Origin of the sequence: Auraticoccus monumenti, from assembly GCF_900101785.1 — a bacterium.
GTDB lineage: Bacteria > Actinomycetota > Actinomycetes > Propionibacteriales > Propionibacteriaceae > Auraticoccus > Auraticoccus monumenti.
Window position 1 is genome coordinate 2,150,543 of sequence record NZ_LT629688.1, and the last position, 16,503, is coordinate 2,167,045.

The 16,503-nt window shown below is 73.9% G+C and carries 11 protein-coding genes; 5 read left to right on the forward strand and 6 right to left on the reverse strand.

The genetic code is table 11. The annotated features are described in order from the left end of the window. Positions 1-197: 197 nt before the first annotated feature. Genes BLT52_RS09930 through BLT52_RS09940 form a run of 3 tightly spaced genes read right to left on the reverse strand, consistent with a single transcriptional unit; the run spans position 198 to position 4,221 of the window. Entirely contained in the window at positions 198-2,150 is a 1,953-nt protein-coding gene (locus tag BLT52_RS09930; protein ID WP_090592880.1) for an acyl-CoA dehydrogenase family protein, read from the reverse strand. Positions 2,151-2,197: 47 nt separating this feature from the next. Next, a complete protein-coding gene (locus BLT52_RS09935) occupies positions 2,198-3,226 on the reverse strand; it encodes a Gfo/Idh/MocA family protein (RefSeq protein WP_090592883.1) in 1,029 nt (342 codons plus the stop codon). After that, positions 3,223-4,221 carry a Gfo/Idh/MocA family protein gene (locus BLT52_RS09940; protein ID WP_090592887.1) on the reverse strand — a complete coding sequence of 333 codons (999 nt, stop codon included), beginning with the start codon at positions 4,219-4,221 and terminating at the stop codon, positions 3,223-3,225. Before BLT52_RS09940 ends, BLT52_RS09935 begins: the two co-directional genes overlap by 4 nt. A 168-nt stretch (positions 4,222-4,389) precedes the next feature. On the opposite strand from BLT52_RS09940, the gene BLT52_RS09945 reads away from it, so the two are divergent. Continuing rightward, a complete protein-coding gene (locus BLT52_RS09945) occupies positions 4,390-7,797 on the forward strand; it encodes a pyruvate carboxylase (RefSeq protein ID WP_090592889.1) in 3,408 nt (1,135 codons plus the stop codon). Positions 7,798-7,808: 11 nt separating this feature from the next. Here BLT52_RS09945 and BLT52_RS09950 read toward each other — a convergent pair whose 3' ends face one another. Beyond that, positions 7,809-8,477, reverse strand: coding sequence for a hypothetical protein (locus tag BLT52_RS09950; RefSeq protein WP_090592892.1), 669 nt, complete (start codon positions 8,475-8,477; stop codon positions 7,809-7,811). Between the two features lie 175 nt (positions 8,478-8,652). Between BLT52_RS09950 and BLT52_RS09955 the strand changes: the two genes are divergently transcribed. Next, the gene (locus BLT52_RS09955) at positions 8,653-10,053 is read left to right on the forward strand and encodes a hypothetical protein (RefSeq protein WP_157677047.1); all 1,401 of its coding nucleotides are present in this window, start codon (positions 8,653-8,655) and stop codon (positions 10,051-10,053) included. A 4-nt stretch (positions 10,054-10,057) separates the two neighbouring features. Here BLT52_RS09955 and serC read toward each other — a convergent pair whose 3' ends face one another. Continuing rightward, positions 10,058-11,185, reverse strand: a complete 1,128-nt coding sequence (gene serC, locus BLT52_RS09960) for a phosphoserine transaminase (protein ID WP_090592896.1) — start codon at positions 11,183-11,185, stop codon at positions 10,058-10,060. Between the two features lie 36 nt (positions 11,186-11,221). Between serC and pdxH the strand changes: the two genes are divergently transcribed. Next, positions 11,222-11,893, forward strand: a complete 672-nt coding sequence (pdxH, locus tag BLT52_RS09965; RefSeq protein ID WP_090592898.1) for a pyridoxamine 5'-phosphate oxidase — start codon at positions 11,222-11,224, stop codon at positions 11,891-11,893. Here pdxH and BLT52_RS09970 read toward each other — a convergent pair whose 3' ends face one another. Next, a complete protein-coding gene (locus tag BLT52_RS09970) occupies positions 11,894-12,541 on the reverse strand; it encodes an acVLRF1 family peptidyl-tRNA hydrolase (RefSeq protein ID WP_090592900.1) in 648 nt (215 codons plus the stop codon). It abuts the gene before it with no gap. A gap of 394 nt (positions 12,542-12,935) precedes the next feature. Between BLT52_RS09970 and BLT52_RS09975 the strand changes: the two genes are divergently transcribed. Continuing rightward, complete coding sequence (locus tag BLT52_RS09975) at positions 12,936-14,075, forward strand: N-acetylglucosamine-6-phosphate deacetylase (protein WP_090592903.1); 1,140 nt, start codon at positions 12,936-12,938, stop codon at positions 14,073-14,075. A 35-nt stretch (positions 14,076-14,110) separates the two neighbouring features. Beyond that, positions 14,111-16,432, forward strand: a complete 2,322-nt coding sequence (locus BLT52_RS09980) for a penicillin-binding protein (RefSeq protein WP_090592905.1) — start codon at positions 14,111-14,113, stop codon at positions 16,430-16,432. The last annotated feature ends 71 nt before the right edge of the window (positions 16,433-16,503 follow it).

The window sequence follows — 16,503 nt, forward strand, 5'->3', positions numbered from 1 at the left end:
GACCCCGACGCTACGGACCAGGTCTGACAGTTTCCGCGCTCAGGTGCGCACCCTGGGGACCGCCGATCGGTGGTGATCGACGGGGGCGCCGCCGCGAATCTGGAGTCCCGCTGGGGCTCGAGGTGAAGTCACACCCGTTCGTGAGGTTCCCGATCAGGCCGGGGCACGGCCTACCACCGTCCTCGCGACGGTCTGGATCAGTAGGCGCTGTCCGGCTGCGCGATCTCGGCGGTGATCCAGTGCTCCGGGATGGCGAAGGCCTCGACCAAGGTGCTGGCGTGCGGTCGGAGCTCGACGCACAGGGCGTCCACCGCGCGGGTGATCTCCTTGCTCTCCCGGTCGCTCATCCGCTTGTGCTCCAGGTACCAGCCCCGGTCGCGCTCCAGTCCCGACAGCACGTGCAGGTCGCAGACCAGCTCGAGCACACCGACCACGGCCGGGTCGTCGCAGGCGTCGATGGCGGCCAGGGTGGCTTCGAGCACGATGCGGTCCACGTGCGCCCGGGCCGCGTGCAGCAGGTGCGGCTGGACGGAGTTGAACGCGGTGAAGGAGTCCGCTCCACCGGAGCGGGCGTGCCGCAGCCGCGAGGCCAGCGTCTCCACCAGGTGCTTCTCCCGGTCCTCCAGCAGACCCAGCTGCCAGACCCGGTCGCGCACGCCCTCACCACCCCGGCCGAGCCGCCGGAAGACCCCGCGGGGGACGGTGCGCTCGATGGCCGCACCGACGAAGCCCTCGGCGGCGAACCGCGCCACGCCGCGCCAGTCCAGGTCCTCGAACTGGGCGGAGTAGTCGGTCAGCAGCCCCTTGCCGACCAGCTGCAGCAGCACCGTGTTGTCGCCCTCGAAGGTGGTGAAGACGTCGGTGTCGGACCTCAGCTGGGGCAGCGCGTTCTCGGCCAGGTAGCCCGCGCCGCCGCTGGCCTCGCGGCAGGCCTGGATGGTGGCCGAGGCGTGCCAGGTCGAGATCGCCTTGAGCCCGGCGGCCCTGGCCTCCAGCTCGCGCTGGGCCCGGTCGTCGACGGGCTCACCGGCGTCCCGCGCGGTCCACAGGTCGTGCAGGGTCGAGGTCAGCTCGTTCTGGGCGAAGGACAGCGCGTAGGACGTCGCCAGGGCCGGCAGCAGACGTCGCTGGTGGGCGCGGTAGTCCATCAGCAGCACCTCCCCACCGCCCTCGGCGCCGGTGAACTGGTGACGCTGCAGCGCCCGGCGGGTGGCGATGACCAGAGCGTGCTTGGCCGCGTTCTGGGCCGCGCCGCTGACCGAGACCCGTCCGCGCACCAGCGTGCCGAGCATGGTGAAGAAGCGGCGGCCCTTGCTCTCGATCGGGCTGCTGTAGGTGCCGTCGGGGGCCACGTGGCCGTAGCGGTCCAGCAGCGCCTCGCGGGGTACCCGGACGTGGTCGAAGCTGAGCCGGCCGTTGTCCACCCCGTTCAGCCCGGCCTTGCGGCCGCAGTCCCCGATGGTGACCCCGGTAGCGGGACGTCCGTCGGCGTCGCGGATCGGCACCAGCAGGGCGTGCACCCCGTGGTCGGCGCCCCCGCTGACCAGCTGGGCGAAGACGACGGCCAGCTCGCCGTCGCGGGCGGCGTTGCCGATGTACTCCTTGCGCGCGGCCGGGCCGGGGGAGTGCACGTCGAAGGTCTGGGTGTCGGGGTCGTAGGTCGCGGTGGTCAGCAGCGACTGCACGTCCGAGCCGTGGCCGGCCTCGGTCATCGCGAAGCAGCCCAGCACCTCCAGCTCCACCGCCCGGCGCAGCGTCTCGTGGTGCTGCTCGGTGCCCAGCGCCTGGATGGCCCCGGCGAAGAGCCCCCACTGGACCCCGGCCTTGACCATCAGCGACAGGTCCCGGTAGCCGAGCATCTCCATCAGGATCATGCCGCCGCCGATGTCGTCGGCCCCTCCGACGGCCGCGGCGAACCCCTCCATCGGCAGCCCGGTGGCGCCGAGCTCACGGAGCTGCTCGGTCACCCGCGTCCGGTGGGCGGCGGTGTCCAGGTCGAAGGCGGGGGGCTCGCGGTGACGCAGCTCGATGCGGCGGGCCTGCTCGCGCTGGCTCGCCCAGCGACCGTCCAGGACGGCCGTCAGGGCGGCGGCAGGGACGGGCTCGGCGGTCGGCTCGGTGCGGATCGGGACGTCGGTGACCTCGCTCATGCCCCCATGCTACTCGCCGGTAACTTAGGTGGCTACTGGTCAGTAACTTAGGACTCTCGGCCCGCCTCCACGGCGACCACGGCCCCGGTCCGCGCCGACTCCTGGGCGGCCAGGACCACGCGCAGCGAGCGGAGCCCGGCCTCCCCGTCGGGCTGGGGTGCCCGGCCGGTCCGGACGCAGTCGAGGAACTCCTCGAGCAGGGCGGCGTCGGAGTCGCTGCCGTAGGGGTACCAGAGCGGCCCCCGGCTCTGGGAGAAGCCGTCGACGCGCTCGCTGAAGGCGTCCATCGCCGTCGTCCCCTCGCTGCCCACCAGCTGCAGGGTCAGCCCTCCCCAGGTGGGATAGGCGGGCGGCTTGGACCAGCTGCAGTCGATGCTCACCAGCACCGGGCCGGGGTACTCCAGCGAGACCAGCCCGGCGGTCTCCACCGGCGCGCGCTCGGGGTGCAGGATCGTGTTGGTGCGGGCGTAGACGCTGCTGACCTGGGCACCGTCCAGCAGGGCGTCCACCAGGTCGGCCACGTGCACGGTGTGGTCCACCAGGGCCCCGCCGCCGGACAGCGCCGGGTCGGTGAACCAGGCCCGCTCACCGCTGGGGAGCCTGCCGTTGTTGGTGCCGGTGACCGCCACCACGTCCCCGACGACCCCCGACGCGAGGGTCTCCTGCAGAGCGGTGAAGGCGGGGGAGAAGCGCACCGGGTAGGCGACCATCAGGTGCACCCCGGCCTCCCGGCAGGCCGCGACCATCGCCTCGCCGTCGGCCAGGGTGGTGGCCAGCGGCTTCTCGCAGAGCACGTGCACCCCGGCGGCCGCGGCCTGCTCGACCAGCGGGCGGTGCCGCGCGTTCTCCGCACACACCACGACCGCGTCGACGCCGCTGGCCAGCAGCTCGGCGTAGCCGTCGACGTACTCCACGCCCAGCTCGGCGGCCAGCGCGGGCCCGCCCGCCTCACCCTCCGGACGCCCGGTGTGCTCCGGGTCCGTGGCCACCACCGAGGTGACCTCCGGGTGGGCCAGCAGCGCACCCGCGTAGGACACCGCGTGCAGGTGGGCGAAGGACATGATGCCGATCCTCATGCGCCGGCCCCTTCCTCGGTCGCGACGGTGACGGGTGCGCCGGTGCGCAGGGACTCGTTGGCGGCCAGACCCAGCCGGACCGCGGTCAGCCCGTCCTCGGCGCTGACCCGCGGGGCGGGGCCTCCGGCGAAGGCCGCGGCCATCTCCCGGATCTCGGTCAGGTACGGGCTCTCACCCCCGGCCGTGGCGGGCAGCAGCCCGGTGCCGGCGGAGCTGGGACGCCCGCTGACCCGCAGCGGCGCGTGGGCCGCGGAGTCGTGGGTCAGCAGCCCGTCGGTGCCGGCCACCTCGAAGCTGGTGTGGAAGGTGGTCCCCGGGACGGCCCAGGTGCCGGTGACGTAGCTGAGGGCGCCGGAGACGTGGGTCAGCACCACCTGGGCGCTGACCACCCCGCGGTGCTCGTCGGTGCGCGGGGTGTCGACCCGGCGGGCGAACACCTCACGCACCGCGCCGGCGTTCCAGACCGCGAAGTCGAGGTCGTGCACCATCTGGTCCAGCACGATGCCGCCGCTGACCGCCTCGTCGGCGAACCAGTCGGCCTGGGGCCGGGAGCCGGTGCGGGTGAACCGCTGCACCGCCACCTGCCCGATCTCCCCGGCGGCCACGGCGGCGTGCATGGTGGCGTAGGCGGGGAAGTAGCGGACGACGTGGCCGGGGTAGAGCAGCACCCCCGCGGCACGGCAGGTGGCGATCATCTCCTCGGCCGCCTCGACGGTGAGGGCCAGCGGCTTCTCGCACAGCACGTGCGCCCCCGCCGCGGCGGCGGCGGCCACCGTCTCGGGGTGGGTCACCGTGGGGGTGCAGACGTCCACCACGTCGGCCCCGTCCAGCGCCTCCTCCAGCGTGGCGGCGACCGTGCCGCCACCGCAGCGCGCGACCAGGTCCTCGGCCCCGTTCAGGGAGTGCACCCTGACCGTGGCGCCCAGAGCCAACCAGGCGGGCAGGTGCACCGCGGCGATCCCTCCGGCCCCGATCAGGGCCACGGTCTGCGTCACGTCGTGTCTCGCTCTCTCGGCCGCGGCGGTCCGGTCGGCTCGACCCTAGCGAGGCGTCCGGCCCGGCCGCCACGGGGCCGACGCCGCACCTCGCCGGCGCGTGTCGGTCGTGTTGCACTGCTGGACACCAGAGCGGTCCTGTCACCGCGGCCCGCTAGATTCACGCCCATGTTCGCCAAGGTCCTCGTCGCCAACCGTGGAGAGATCGCCGTCCGCGCCTTCCGCGCCGCCTACGAGCTGGGTGCCCGCACCGTCGCCGTCTTCCCCCACGAGGACCGCAACGCCGTGCACCGGATCAAGGCCGACGAGGCGTACCAGATCGGTGCGGAGGGGCACCCGGTCCGGGCCTACCTCGACATCGACGAGATCATCGCCGCCGCGAGGCGCAGCGGGGCCGACGCCATCTACCCCGGCTATGGCTTCCTGTCCGAGAACCCGGGGCTCGCCGAGGCCTGCAAGGCCAACGGGCTGACCTTCATCGGCCCCCCGGCCGAGGTGCTCAAGCTGGCCGGCAACAAGGTCCGGGCGCTGGGCGCGGCCAAGGCCGCCGGCATCCCGACGCTCAACTCCTGCCCGCCCTCGGACGACGTCGACACCCTGGTGGCCGCGGCCGACGAGATCGGCTTCCCCGTCTTCGTCAAGGCCGTGGCCGGGGGCGGTGGCCGGGGGATGCGCCGGGTGGACGAGCCCGGCCAGCTCCGCGAGAGCCTCCAGGCCGCCATGCGCGAGGCCGAGAGCGCCTTCGGCGACGCCACCTGCTTCATCGAGCAGGCCGTCGGACGCCCCCGCCACATCGAGGTGCAGATCCTCGCCGACGGCCAGGGCAACGTGATGCACCTGTTCGAGCGGGACTGCTCGCTGCAGCGCCGCCACCAGAAGGTGATCGAGATCGCGCCGGCGCCGCACATCTCCGAGGAGCTGCGGGAGGCCCTGTGCCGCGACGCGGTGGCCTTCGCCCGCTCCATCAACTACTCCTGCGCGGGCACCGTGGAGTTCCTGGTCGAGACCGAGGGCGAGCGGGCCGGGCAGCACGTCTTCATCGAGATGAACCCCCGGATCCAGGTGGAGCACACCGTCACCGAGGAGATCACCGACGTCGACCTGGTGCAGTCCCAGATGCGGATCGCGGCGGGGGAGAGCCTCGCCGACCTCGGACTCAGCCAGGACTCGGTCCGGATCAACGGCGCCGCCCTGCAGTGCCGGATCACCACCGAGGACCCGGCCAACGGCTTCCGCCCCGACACCGGCACCATCACCGCCTACCGCTCCGCCGGCGGCGCCGGGGTCCGCCTCGACGGCGGCACCGCCGACACCGGGGCGGAGATCAGCGCCCACTTCGACTCCATGCTGGTCAAGCTGACCTGCCGCGGACGCACCTTCGAGGCCGCGGTGGCCCGGGCCCGCCGCGCGCTGGCGGAGTTCCGGATCCGTGGCGTCAGCACGAACATCCCCTTCCTCCAGGCGGTGCTGGACGACGCCGCGTTCGTGGCCGGCGACGTCTCCACCGCCTTCATCGAGCAGCGCCCCGAGCTGCTCAGCCTCAACGTCCCGGCCGACCGCGGCACCAAGCTGCTGCGCTGGCTCGCCGAGGTCACGGTCAACCAGCCCAACGGGGACGCCCCCACCTGGTCCGACCCGCGGGCCAAGCTGCCCGCCGGGGTCGACCTCCGCGAGCCCTCACCGGCCGGCTCCCGGCAGCGGCTGCTGGAGCTGGGCCCGGAGGGGTTCGCCGCCGACCTGCGGGCCAGGAAGCGGCTCGAGGTCACCGACACCACCTTCCGCGACGCCCACCAGTCGCTGCTGGCCACCCGGGTCCGCACCAAGGACCTGCTGCGGGTCGCGCCCTACGTCGGGCGGATGACACCGGAGCTGTTCTCGGTGGAGTGCTGGGGCGGGGCCACCTACGACGTCGCCCTGCGCTTCCTCAACGAGGACCCGTGGGAGCGGCTGGCCACGCTGCGGCACAACATGCCCGGGCTGAACCTCCAGATGCTGCTGCGCGGCCGCAACACCGTCGGCTACACGCCCTACCCGACCAAGGTCACCACGTCCTTCGTCGACGAGGCCGCCCGGACCGGCATCGACATCTTCCGGATCTTCGACGCCCTCAACGACGTCGAGCAGATGCGCCCGGCGATCGAGGCCGTCCGGGAGACCGGCACCACCATCGCCGAGGTGGCGCTCTGCTACTCCGGCGACCTGAGCGACCCCGCCGAGGACCTCTACACCCTCGACTACTACCTGCGGCTGGCCGAGCAGTGCGTCGAGGCCGGCGCCCACGTGCTGGCCATCAAGGACATGGCCGGGCTGCTCCGTCCGCCCGCCGCCCGCCGGCTGGTCACCGCGCTGCGGGAGAGCTTCGACCTGCCGGTCCACCTGCACACCCACGACACCGCCGGTGGCCAGCTCGCGACCCTGATGGCCGCCGCCGACGCCGGGGTGGACGTGGTGGACGTGGCCAGCGCGCCGATGTCGGCCACCACCAGCCAGCCCCCGGCCTCGGCCCTGGTCGCCGCGATGCAGCACACCGAGCGCGAGACCGGTCTGGACCTGCGCGCGGTGATGGACCTGGAGCCCTACTGGGAGGCCGTCCGCAAGGTCTACGCGCCCTTCGAGTCCGGGCTGCCCAGCCCGACCGGGCGGGTCTACGACCACGAGATCCCCGGCGGGCAGCTGTCCAACCTGCGCCAGCAGGCGATCGCCCTCGGCCTGGCGGACAAGTTCGAGCAGATCGAGTCGATGTACGCCGCCGCCAGCCGGCTGCTGGGGCGCCCCACCAAGGTGACGCCCTCGTCGAAGGTGGTCGGCGACCTCGCCCTGCACCTGGTCGCGGTCGGGGCCGACCCGGCAGAGTTCGCGGAGAACCCCCAGTCCTACGACGTGCCGGACTCCGTGATCGGCTTCCTGTCCGGCGAGCTGGGCGACCCGCCCGGCGGCTGGCCCGAGCCGTTCCGCACCCGTGCCCTGCAGGGCCGCACGGTCAAGGTCCGCACCGAGGACCTCGACCCGGAGGACTCCGCCGCGCTGGACGAGCCCGGACGGGACCGTCAGCGCACCCTGAACCGGCTGCTCTTCCCCGGCCCCACCAAGGACTTCACCGCCGCCCGGGACACCTACGGCGACGTCGCCCGGCTCTCCACCACCGACTACCTGTACGGCCTCCGCCCGGAGACCGAGACCACGGTGCCGCTGGGCAAGGGGGTCAACCTGATCCTCGGGCTGGAGGCGATCAGCTCCCCGGACGAGAAGGGGATGCGGACGGTGATGTGCACCATCAACGGCCAGCTCCGTCCGGTCCGGGTCCGCGACCAGTCGATCAAGGTCGACACCAAGGCCGCCGAGCGGGCCGACTCCTCCGACCCCGGTCACGTCGCCGCCCCCTTCGCCGGGGTGGTCACGGTGACCGCGAAGGAGGGCGACACCGTCGAGGCGGGAGCCGCCGTCGCCACCATCGAGGCCATGAAGATGGAGGCGGCGATCACCACCGCGGTGGCCGGGACCGTGCGCCGGGTCGCGCTCAAGGGCGTCCAGTCCGTCGAGGGCGGGGACCTGGTCCTCGTGGTCGACCCCGCCTGAGCCCGGGCCGCTCAGCGGACGGCGAAGGCCACCAGGTCGGGGACCGGACGTCCCTGCTGGGCGGCCACCCGGCCCCACTGGGCCATGCCGTCCAGCCAGAACGAGATGGAGCGGATCGTCTCGCGGTGCCGCGACTCCCGCACCGGCGGTGAGTCCTCGGCCACGGCGTGACCCCAGGCCTCGGCCATGGCGAGGGCGAAGGAGTGCGGGCGGGCGCAGGCGGACTCGCCCTGCGGCGCCATCACCCCGATCCTGGCGTCGTGGCTCAGCAGCCGGCCCAGCCCGACGTCGCTGGACAGCCCCGCCCGGGCCAGCTCGAAGTCGACGGTGTCGCGCTCGGCGGGTCCCAGGTCGACCACCAGGCTGCCCCAGGCCAGGCCGCTGACCAGCCGCTCCAGCAGCCGCCAGGTGGGCAGCGCCCGCTCACGGGTGACGTAGTGGCCGGAGAGCAGGACCTCGAGGTCGTCGGGGGTCGGCTCGTCGGGGGCCAGCACCAGGGCCTGCGGGGCACGGCGGAAGATCGGGCCGAGGCGACGCAGCAGCCCGGGCGGCTCGGCGCCGGCGGCGAGCGGTGAGGTGGCACGGGCGATCTCACGCAGCCGTGCGGACAGGGCCTCGTCGGCGCCGACGATGTCCCGTGCCTCGTCGATCGCGATCGCGTGGAGCCGCAACGCGCCCATGACCCTCACCGTAACGGCAGCCGCGCCCCGCGCACCATAGGCTGGGCCGGTGACACCTCGAACCCGACGTCTGGTCGTCACCGGGGTGCTGCTGACCCTGGTGGGCATCGTCGTCGTCGCCGCCCTCCTCGGTCGGGTCTGAGTCCCCCGAGCAGACGTGGAGCGTGGTGCAACCGTGAGGCTGGCTGGAGTCGTGCGCGGCGTCGCCGCCGGGTCAGCGGTCCTGCTGCTGGTGGGCGTCCCGCTGGTGGCGGCCGCCGACGAGGTGGAGCTCACCATCGACGACCCCGCGGTGACCGAGTCCTCCGGACTGGCCCGTGACACCGTCGCGGGGCTGTACTGGACGGTCAACGACTCCGGCGACACCTCCCGCGTGGTGGCCGTGGACCCCACCGGTGAGGTGCAGGGCGAGGTGACCTACGACGCGGCGGTGGTGGACGTCGAGGCCGTCGCCCGCACCCCCGACGGTCTCTACGTCGGCGACATCGGCGACAACGGCGGGGACCGCGAGTTCATCACCGTCTACCGGTTGACCATGCCCACCCCCGGCGCCACCAGCACCTACAACGCCTGGGACCTGCGGTACGCCGACGGTGAGGCCCGCGACGCCGAGGCGATCGCCGTCACCCCCGAGGGACGGCTGCTGGTCATCACCAAGGAGCAGGAGGCCGGCGTCTGGGCCGCCCCGGCCACCCCGACCGGCCAGGGGATGAACACCCTCGAGCGGATCGGCGACGCCCCCTCCTGGGTGACCGACGCCACCGTGCTGGACGACGGGCGGATCGTCGTCCGCGGCTACCTCTCGGTCAGCGTCCTGGACCCCGAGGACTTCTCGGTGGTGGCCAGCGCGCCGCTGCCGCTGCAGCCCCAGGGGGAGTCGCTGACCCAGAGCCTGGACGGCGAGGCGCTGCTGGTCGGGAGCGAGGGGCGGCGGTCGCAGGTGCTGCGGGTGCCGGTCCCCGAGGCCGTGACCGAGGACGTCCAGAACCCGAGCGCACCACCCACCGGCTCGTCCTCCGAGCCGAGCGGTGAGGTCCGGCCCGTCGACCAGACCACCGAGGAGCCGGCCCCCGAGACCGAGGAGACCGAGGGCGACGGCGCCGCCGGCGACCGGACCGGGACGTTCGTGGCCGTCGGTCTCGCGGCGCTGCTGGCGCTGGTCGGTGGGGCGGTGGTGTTCCTGGTCGGACGCCCGCGTCACGACGAGGACGACGACGCGGCGCCCGACGCCCCCGGGCCCGCACCGGAGGGCGCTGCGACGGCTGCGGCGCTCCCGCTCGTGGAGGGTGACGTCCCCGCTCCCGCCAGGGACCCCGAGGAGGCCACCACGGTCTCCCAGCAGGCGGTCGACGCCGACGGCGAGCCGGTCGCGGCTGACACGCCGTCCACGACCGAGCAGGCCCCGCCCGCGGCCGCGTCGCCCGCCTCAGCCGCGGAGGACGAGGACTACGTGCTGAACGGGGAGGCTCCCGGTCGGGTCACCTGGTCCGAGCCCGAGGGCGCCGGGGTGGAGATGCGACCGCGGCGGGCCCACGAGCACGCCGAGGACCTCGACTGGCTCTACGAGGAGCGCTGAGCGCTCAGCCGGCCAGCTGCTCCAGCACCCAGTCGACGCACCGGGTGAGGGCGCGGACGTCCTCGGGGTCGATGGTGGGGAACAGCGCGACGCGGAGCTGGTTGCGGCCGAGCTTGCGGTAGGGCTCGGTGTCGAGGACCCCGCTGGCCCGCAGCACCGCGGCCACCTGCGTGGCGTCCACGGAGGCGTCCAGGTCCAGCGTGGCCACCACGGGCGAGCGGAACTCCTCGGCCACCATCGGCGTCACCAGCGGGTGGGCGTCGGCCCAGGAGTAGATGATCGAGGCCGACTCCCGGCTCCGGCCGACCGCGAAGTCCAGGCCCCCGTGTCCCGCCAGCCAGTCCAGCTGGTCGGCCAGCAGCCACAGGGTGGCGATCGCCGGGGTGTTCAGCGTCTGGTCCGCGCGCGAGTTGGCGATGGCGACCGACAGGTCCAGGCTCTCCGGGATCCACCGGGTGGTCGTCAGCCGCTCGGCCCGCTCCACCGCGGCGGGGGAGAGGAAGGCCAGCCACAGCCCGCCGTCGGAGCCCAGGCTCTTCTGCGGGGCGAAGTAGTAGGCGTCGGTCTGGGTGACGTCCAGCGGCATCCCCCCGGCGGCGGAGGTGCCGTCGACCAGCACCAGCGCGCCCTCGTCGGCGCCCTCGACCCGCTGCACCGGCGCACAGGCCCCGGTGGAGGTCTCGTTGTGGGCCCAGGCGTAGGCGTCCACGCCGGGCACGGCCCCGGGCACCGCCGCCGAACCCGGGGCGACCTCGGTGACCACCGGCTCGTCCAGGTGCGGCGCGCGGGCGGCGGCGCGGGCGAACTTCGCGGAGAACTCACCGAACGCGGCGTGCGCGCTGCGCCGCTGCACCAGGGAGAAGGTGGCGACGTCCCAGAACTGGGTGGAGCCCCCGTTGGCCAGCACCACCTCGTGGTCCTCGGGCAGCGCGTACAGCTCGGCCAGCCCCCGGCGGACCCGCCCGACCAGCTGCCGGACGGGGGCCTGCCGGTGGGAGGTGCCCATCACGGCGGCCCCGGGGCCGGCCAGCGAGGCCAGGGCCTCCGGACGCACCTTGGCCGGGCCGCTGCCGAAGCGGCCGTCGGCGGGCAGCAGGTGGGCGGGGACTGCAGGAGTGCTCACCCGGAGCATTCTGGCCGACGCGGCCCGGTGCGGCATGCTGTGCCCATGTCCGACCTGACCGGCGAGCTGGCCCGCGAGCGCGTCGACTACACCGCCGCCCACCTCTCCCGGGCCGACGCCCCGGCCGACCCGCTGGAGCTGTTCGGCCAGTGGCTGGAGACCGCCCTGGCCGCCAAGGAGCAGGGCGTGCTGCCCGAGCCGACGGCCGTCCAGCTGGCCACGGTGGACGTCGACGGCGGACGGGCCCGGCCCTCGGTCCGGACGGTGCTGCTCAAGGGCTTCGACGCCCAGGGCTTCACGTTCTTCACCAACCAGCAGTCGCGCAAGGGTTGCGAGATCGCCGCCAACCCCGACGTCGCCCTGCACGTGCACTGGGCCCCGTTCTTCCGTGCGGTCCGGGTCGAGGGCGTCGCCGCCCCGGTGTCCAGGGCGGAGAGCGAGGCCTACTTCGCCACCCGCCCGCGGGGCTCCCAGCTGGGCGCGTGGGCGTCCCCGCAGTCCGGTGAGCTCGGCGGCACCGCGGAGCTGGAGGCCGCCTGGGCCGCGCGGGAGCAGGAGTTCCAGGGCGTCGAGGTGCCGTGCCCCCCGCACTGGGGTGGCTACCGGGTGGTCCCGGACCGGATCGAGTTCTGGCAGGGCCGCCCCAGCCGGCTGCACGACCGGCTGCTCTACACCCGCACGGGCGACGCCTGGCGGCTCACCCGCCTGGCTCCCTGATCAGGCGAGGTCGTTGAGGTCGACCCGCACCGAGGTGGGGTCGAGCTCCTGCAGGACGGTCAGCCTCGGGTCCACGGTCGGGCGGAAGTCCGGCTCCCGGGGGACCCTGGCCAGAGGAGCCAGCCGCGGGTCGGCCAGGACGTCCTCGACCACCCGGCGGTCCCCGCCCAGCACCAGGTGCTGCAGCCGGTCCAGCCGGGGGAGCAGCACCCCGGCGGCGTCCTCCGCGGCGGACTCCCCGGCCCGGGTGGCCTGGTTGGCCCGCCGCCGGGCGTAGCGCTGCTGGGACCAGCCCCCGGCCTTGGTGCGTCCCTGGACGTAGTGCGAGCCGACCTTGGAGGCCACCAGCTCCTCCCCGACCACCACCCCGGCGGCGTGACCACCCCGCCGGGCCAGCACGACCCCGAGGGTGCGCTCGCGGAGCAGGTGGTGCACGAGGGCGGCGACCGGGTCCGGGGCCGCCGGCGTCCAGGGGAGGAAGGGCACGACCAGCTCCGCCACCGCGCCGTCGGGGGCCACCAGCCGGAGGCGCTCCGGGGTGGGCTCGGTCGAGGGGGTGCCGTGGCGCTCCCCGAACCGGGTGACCCAGCCGGCCAGGCGGGAGCGGGGGACGCGGACGCTGCGGGTGAGGGAGGCGTCCCGGGTCACGGGGCGACCGGCCCGGGACGTGACAGACCCGCGAGCACTTCGCACGCTGCGCTGCAGGGTGCGGCCGTTGGACGACGGCGCTCGCGGGTCTGGGTGACGACGGTGGATTGGCCGACGCCGTGCCGGCTCAGGCGGGAATCAGCCCGCCGCCACCTCACATGTCCGACTGTCATTCATTGATCGAACCACCTCCCTTCCGTGTACGGCCACCGTAAGCACGCCGACGGCCGTAGACAACGGCATTTGCGCCCCGATCTCACGATTTCGCCCTGAGCGGACCGGATCGCCCGCGCGCCGGCCTCCGCCCCGCTCGCTACTGTGGCCCGGTGACCGCTCCCCCCTCGTGCCCGCTGCCGACCGACGTCCCAGGCACCTGCTCCGGGGGGAGGCGCCGATGAGCCGGGTGCTGCGGGCCGAACGGGCGCTGCTGGCCGACGGCTGGCGCGAGGACGTCCTGCTGGAGGTGGTCGACGGGCGGCTGGTCGCGGTCGGTCCGGCTGCGGGGGCCACCGCCGACGAGCACCTCGAGGGCTCGGTGGTACCGGGTTACGTCGACACCCACGTGCACGGCGGCGGCGGGGCCAGCTTCTCCACCACCGACCCCGACGAGGCGCGCACGGTCCTCGCCGCCCACGCCCGGGGCGGCACCACCACCATGATGGCCAGCCTGGTCACCGGGAGCATGGAGACGCTGCTGGAGCAGGTGCGGGCGCTGGCCCCGCTGGTGCGGGCCGGTGAGCTGGCCGGCATCCACCTCGAGGGCCCCTTCCTCAACCCCGACCGCCGCGGCGCCCACGACGCGGACCTCCTGGTGGACCCGACGCCGGAGCGGGTCGAGGCGCTGCTGGCCGCGGCCGACGGCACCCTGGCCATGGTCACCCTGGCCCCGGAGCGCCGGCACGGGATGGCCGCGGTCGAGCGGTTCGCCGCGGCGGGGGTGCGGGTGGCCATCGGCCACACCGAGGCCGACGCCGCCACCACCGCGCGTGCGGTGGCCGCCGGGGCCACCGTGGCCACCCACCTGTTCAACGCGATGCCGGCCATCCACCACCGTGAGCCCGGCCCGGTGCCGGGTCTGCTGACCGACCCCGGCGTGGTGGTCGAGCTGATCGCCGACGGGACCCACCTGGCCGACGAGGTGCTGGCCATGGCCGTGGCCGCCGCCGGAGCGGACCGGGTGGCGCTGGTCACCGACGCCATGTCGGCCACCGGGTGCGCCGACGGCCGCTACGTGATCGGCCGGCTGGACGTCCTGGTGCAGGACCGGGTGGCGCGGTTGGTGGACGCCGCAGGAACCGTCGGCTCGATCGCCGGCTCGACGCTGCTGATGGGCGAGGCCGTGCAGCGGGTGGCGTCCCTGCCCGGGGTCGACCTCGCCGACGCGGTGACCATGGCCACCCGCACGCCGGCCCGCGCGCACCGGCTGGGGCAGGTCGGGTCGCTGGTCCCGGGTGGCCCGGCCGACCTCGTCCAGCTGGACGAGGACGCCGGCGTCCGTGCCGTGCTGCGGCGGGGTCGCTGGGTCACCGGCTGACCCGTGCCCTTGCCACGCCCACCTACGGTGAGGCCATGGCCGTCAGACCCTCGCGTGCAGGAACCCTCCTCTACTCAGCGACCATGTTCGTCGTCGTGAGCGTGGTGATGGGCCTGCTCGGGGCCGGTCTCGTGGTCCCCTTCGCGGCCATGGCCGGGCAGGGGAGCCAGGCCGCCGCGGAGAGCCTGGAGCTGCTGCCGGAGGAGCTGGAGACGCCCCCGCAGCCCGAGCGCTCACGGGTGCTGGCCGGCGACGGCTCGGTGCTGGCCTACTTCTACGACGAGAACCGGGTGCTGGTCGACCTGGAGGACATCGCCCCGGTGATGCGCCAGGCGCAGGTCGCCATCGAGGACCACCGCTTCTACGAGCACGGTGCCCTCGACGTCACCGGCACGCTGCGCGCCTTCCTGCAGAACACCGCCGGCGGGTCCACCCAGGGTGGCTCCAGCATCACCCAGCAGTACGTGAAGATGGTCCAGGTCGAGAAGGCGAAGTCCAACGGCGACGAGGAGGGGGTCCTCGCCGCCCAGGAGCAGAGCTACGGGCGCAAGGTCCAGGAGATGCGTTACGCCATCGCCCTGGAGAAGCGCCTGACCAAGGACGAGATCCTCGAGAACTACCTCAACATCGCCTACTACGGTGCCGGGGCCTACGGGGTGGAGCAGGCGTCGCGGCAGTACTTCGGCGTCCCGGCCGCCGACCTCGACCTGGCCCAGGCGGCCATGCTGGCCGGGCTGGTGCAGAACCCGACGGCCACCGACCCGGTGCTCTACCCGGAGGCGGCCGTGGAGCGCCGCGACGTGGTGATCAACCGGATGCTGTCGCTGGGTCTGGTCAGCGAGGGCGCGGCCGAGGAGGCCCTGGACACCGACTGGGACCCCGACGGCGTCACCCCGCCGCCGAACGGCTGCGTCGGCACCGAGTTCCCCTTCCTCTGCGACTACGTCCGGCGCACCCTGCTGCAGAACGAGGCGCTGGGCCGGACCGCCGAGGAGCGCGAGGCCATGCTCCTGCGCGGCGGGCTGACCATCGAGACCCGGATCGACGAGGCCACCCAGCGGACGGCCGAGGAGGCCATCTCCGACCTGATCGACCCCGAGGACCCCGTCATCTCCACCATGACGATGGTCGAGCCGGGCACCGGGCTGATCAGGGCCATGGCCCAGTCCCGGCCCGAGATGGGCACCGACGCCGGCCAGACGTACTACAACTACGCCGTCGAGGAGAGCCTGGGCGGGGCGGAGGGCTTCCAGGCCGGCTCCACGTTCAAGCCGTTCACCGCGGCGGCTGCCCTGGAGGAGGGCATCCCGCTGAGCCGTCGGTACGACTCACCGGAGGTGATGGACTTCTCCAGCACCCAGTTCGAGTCCTGCGAGGGCACCGTGGAGGTGCCGGACGGGTACCGCCCCCGCAACTCGACCAGGTCCGGCTCCGACATGGCCATGGACTACGCGATGGCCTGGTCGGTCAACACCTACTTCCTGCAGCTCGGCCGTGACGCCGGCATGTGCGACGTCACCGAGCTGATGGACGAGGTCGGCATCCAGCTCTCGAACGGTGAGGACATGACTAGCCAGAGCAGCATCTTCTCGCTGCCGCTGGGCTCGGTGGACGTCACCCCGCTGTCGATGACCGAGGGCTACGCCACCCTGGCCGCCGAGGGCGAGCACTGCAGCCCGGTCATCGTGGAGAGCATCACCTCCCGCGACGGCAAGGAGCTGCCGGTGCCCGAGGCCGGCTGCGACCGGGTCGTCGACCGTGACGTGGCCCGCGGCGTGACCTCCCTGCTGGAGGAGGTCATGACGGCCACCGGGGCTCCGGCCCGTCTCGCCGACGGCCGCGACGTCGCCGGCAAGACCGGCACCACCGACAGCACCGAGGCCGTCTGGTTCTGCGGCTACACCCCCGAGGTGGCTGGCTGCGCCTCCATCGCGGTGGACAAGACCAGCGACTTCTGGGACGGCCGCCGCCGCTCGCTGGAGGGACTGCGACTGCCGGAGAGCGGCAGCGTGCTGCAGGGCTCCGGCGGGGGGGACGCCGGGGCGCGGATCTGGCGACCCGCGATGACCGAGGCCCTCGAGGACGAGCCCCGGACGTCGTTCCGCAACCCGTCGGCGGAGATCCGCCGGGGCGACCAGGAGGACGTGCCGAGCGTGCGCGGGCTGTCGGCGGACCAGGCCGAGCGCAGGCTCGAGCAGGCCGGCTTCACCGTCCAGCGGCGCGAGATCACCGACCGCCGGCCCGCCGGCACCTTCATCGGCACCAGCCCCACCGGGCAGGCGGGACGGGACGAGACGATCTACCTGAACTTCTCCGCGGGCCCGGGCAGCGCCGGCGACGAGGACGGGAACGGCTGACCCGGCCCGTCGGCCACCTCGCGGGACCGGGGCGGCCGAGCACCCATGGCCTAGGCTGTGCTGGGCCGTCG

Excerpts from the sequence above, each read along its gene's own strand:
- pdxH (WP_090592898.1), top strand. The coding sequence starts at position 11,222 with ATGTCCGACCTGACCGGCGAGCTGGCCCGCGAGCGCGTCGACTACACC.
- BLT52_RS09945 (WP_090592889.1), top strand. The coding sequence starts at position 4,390 with ATGTTCGCCAAGGTCCTCGTCGCCAACCGTGGAGAGATCGCCGTCCGC.
- serC (WP_090592896.1), bottom strand. The coding sequence starts at position 11,185 with ATGCTCCGGGTGAGCACTCCTGCAGTCCCCGCCCACCTGCTGCCCGCC.
- BLT52_RS09950 (WP_090592892.1), bottom strand. The coding sequence starts at position 8,477 with ATGGGCGCGTTGCGGCTCCACGCGATCGCGATCGACGAGGCACGGGAC.
- BLT52_RS09930 (WP_090592880.1), bottom strand. The coding sequence starts at position 2,150 with ATGAGCGAGGTCACCGACGTCCCGATCCGCACCGAGCCGACCGCCGAG.
- BLT52_RS09935 (WP_090592883.1), bottom strand. The coding sequence starts at position 3,226 with ATGAGGATCGGCATCATGTCCTTCGCCCACCTGCACGCGGTGTCCTAC.
- BLT52_RS09980 (WP_090592905.1), top strand. The coding sequence starts at position 14,111 with ATGGCCGTCAGACCCTCGCGTGCAGGAACCCTCCTCTACTCAGCGACC.
- BLT52_RS09975 (WP_090592903.1), top strand. The coding sequence starts at position 12,936 with ATGAGCCGGGTGCTGCGGGCCGAACGGGCGCTGCTGGCCGACGGCTGG.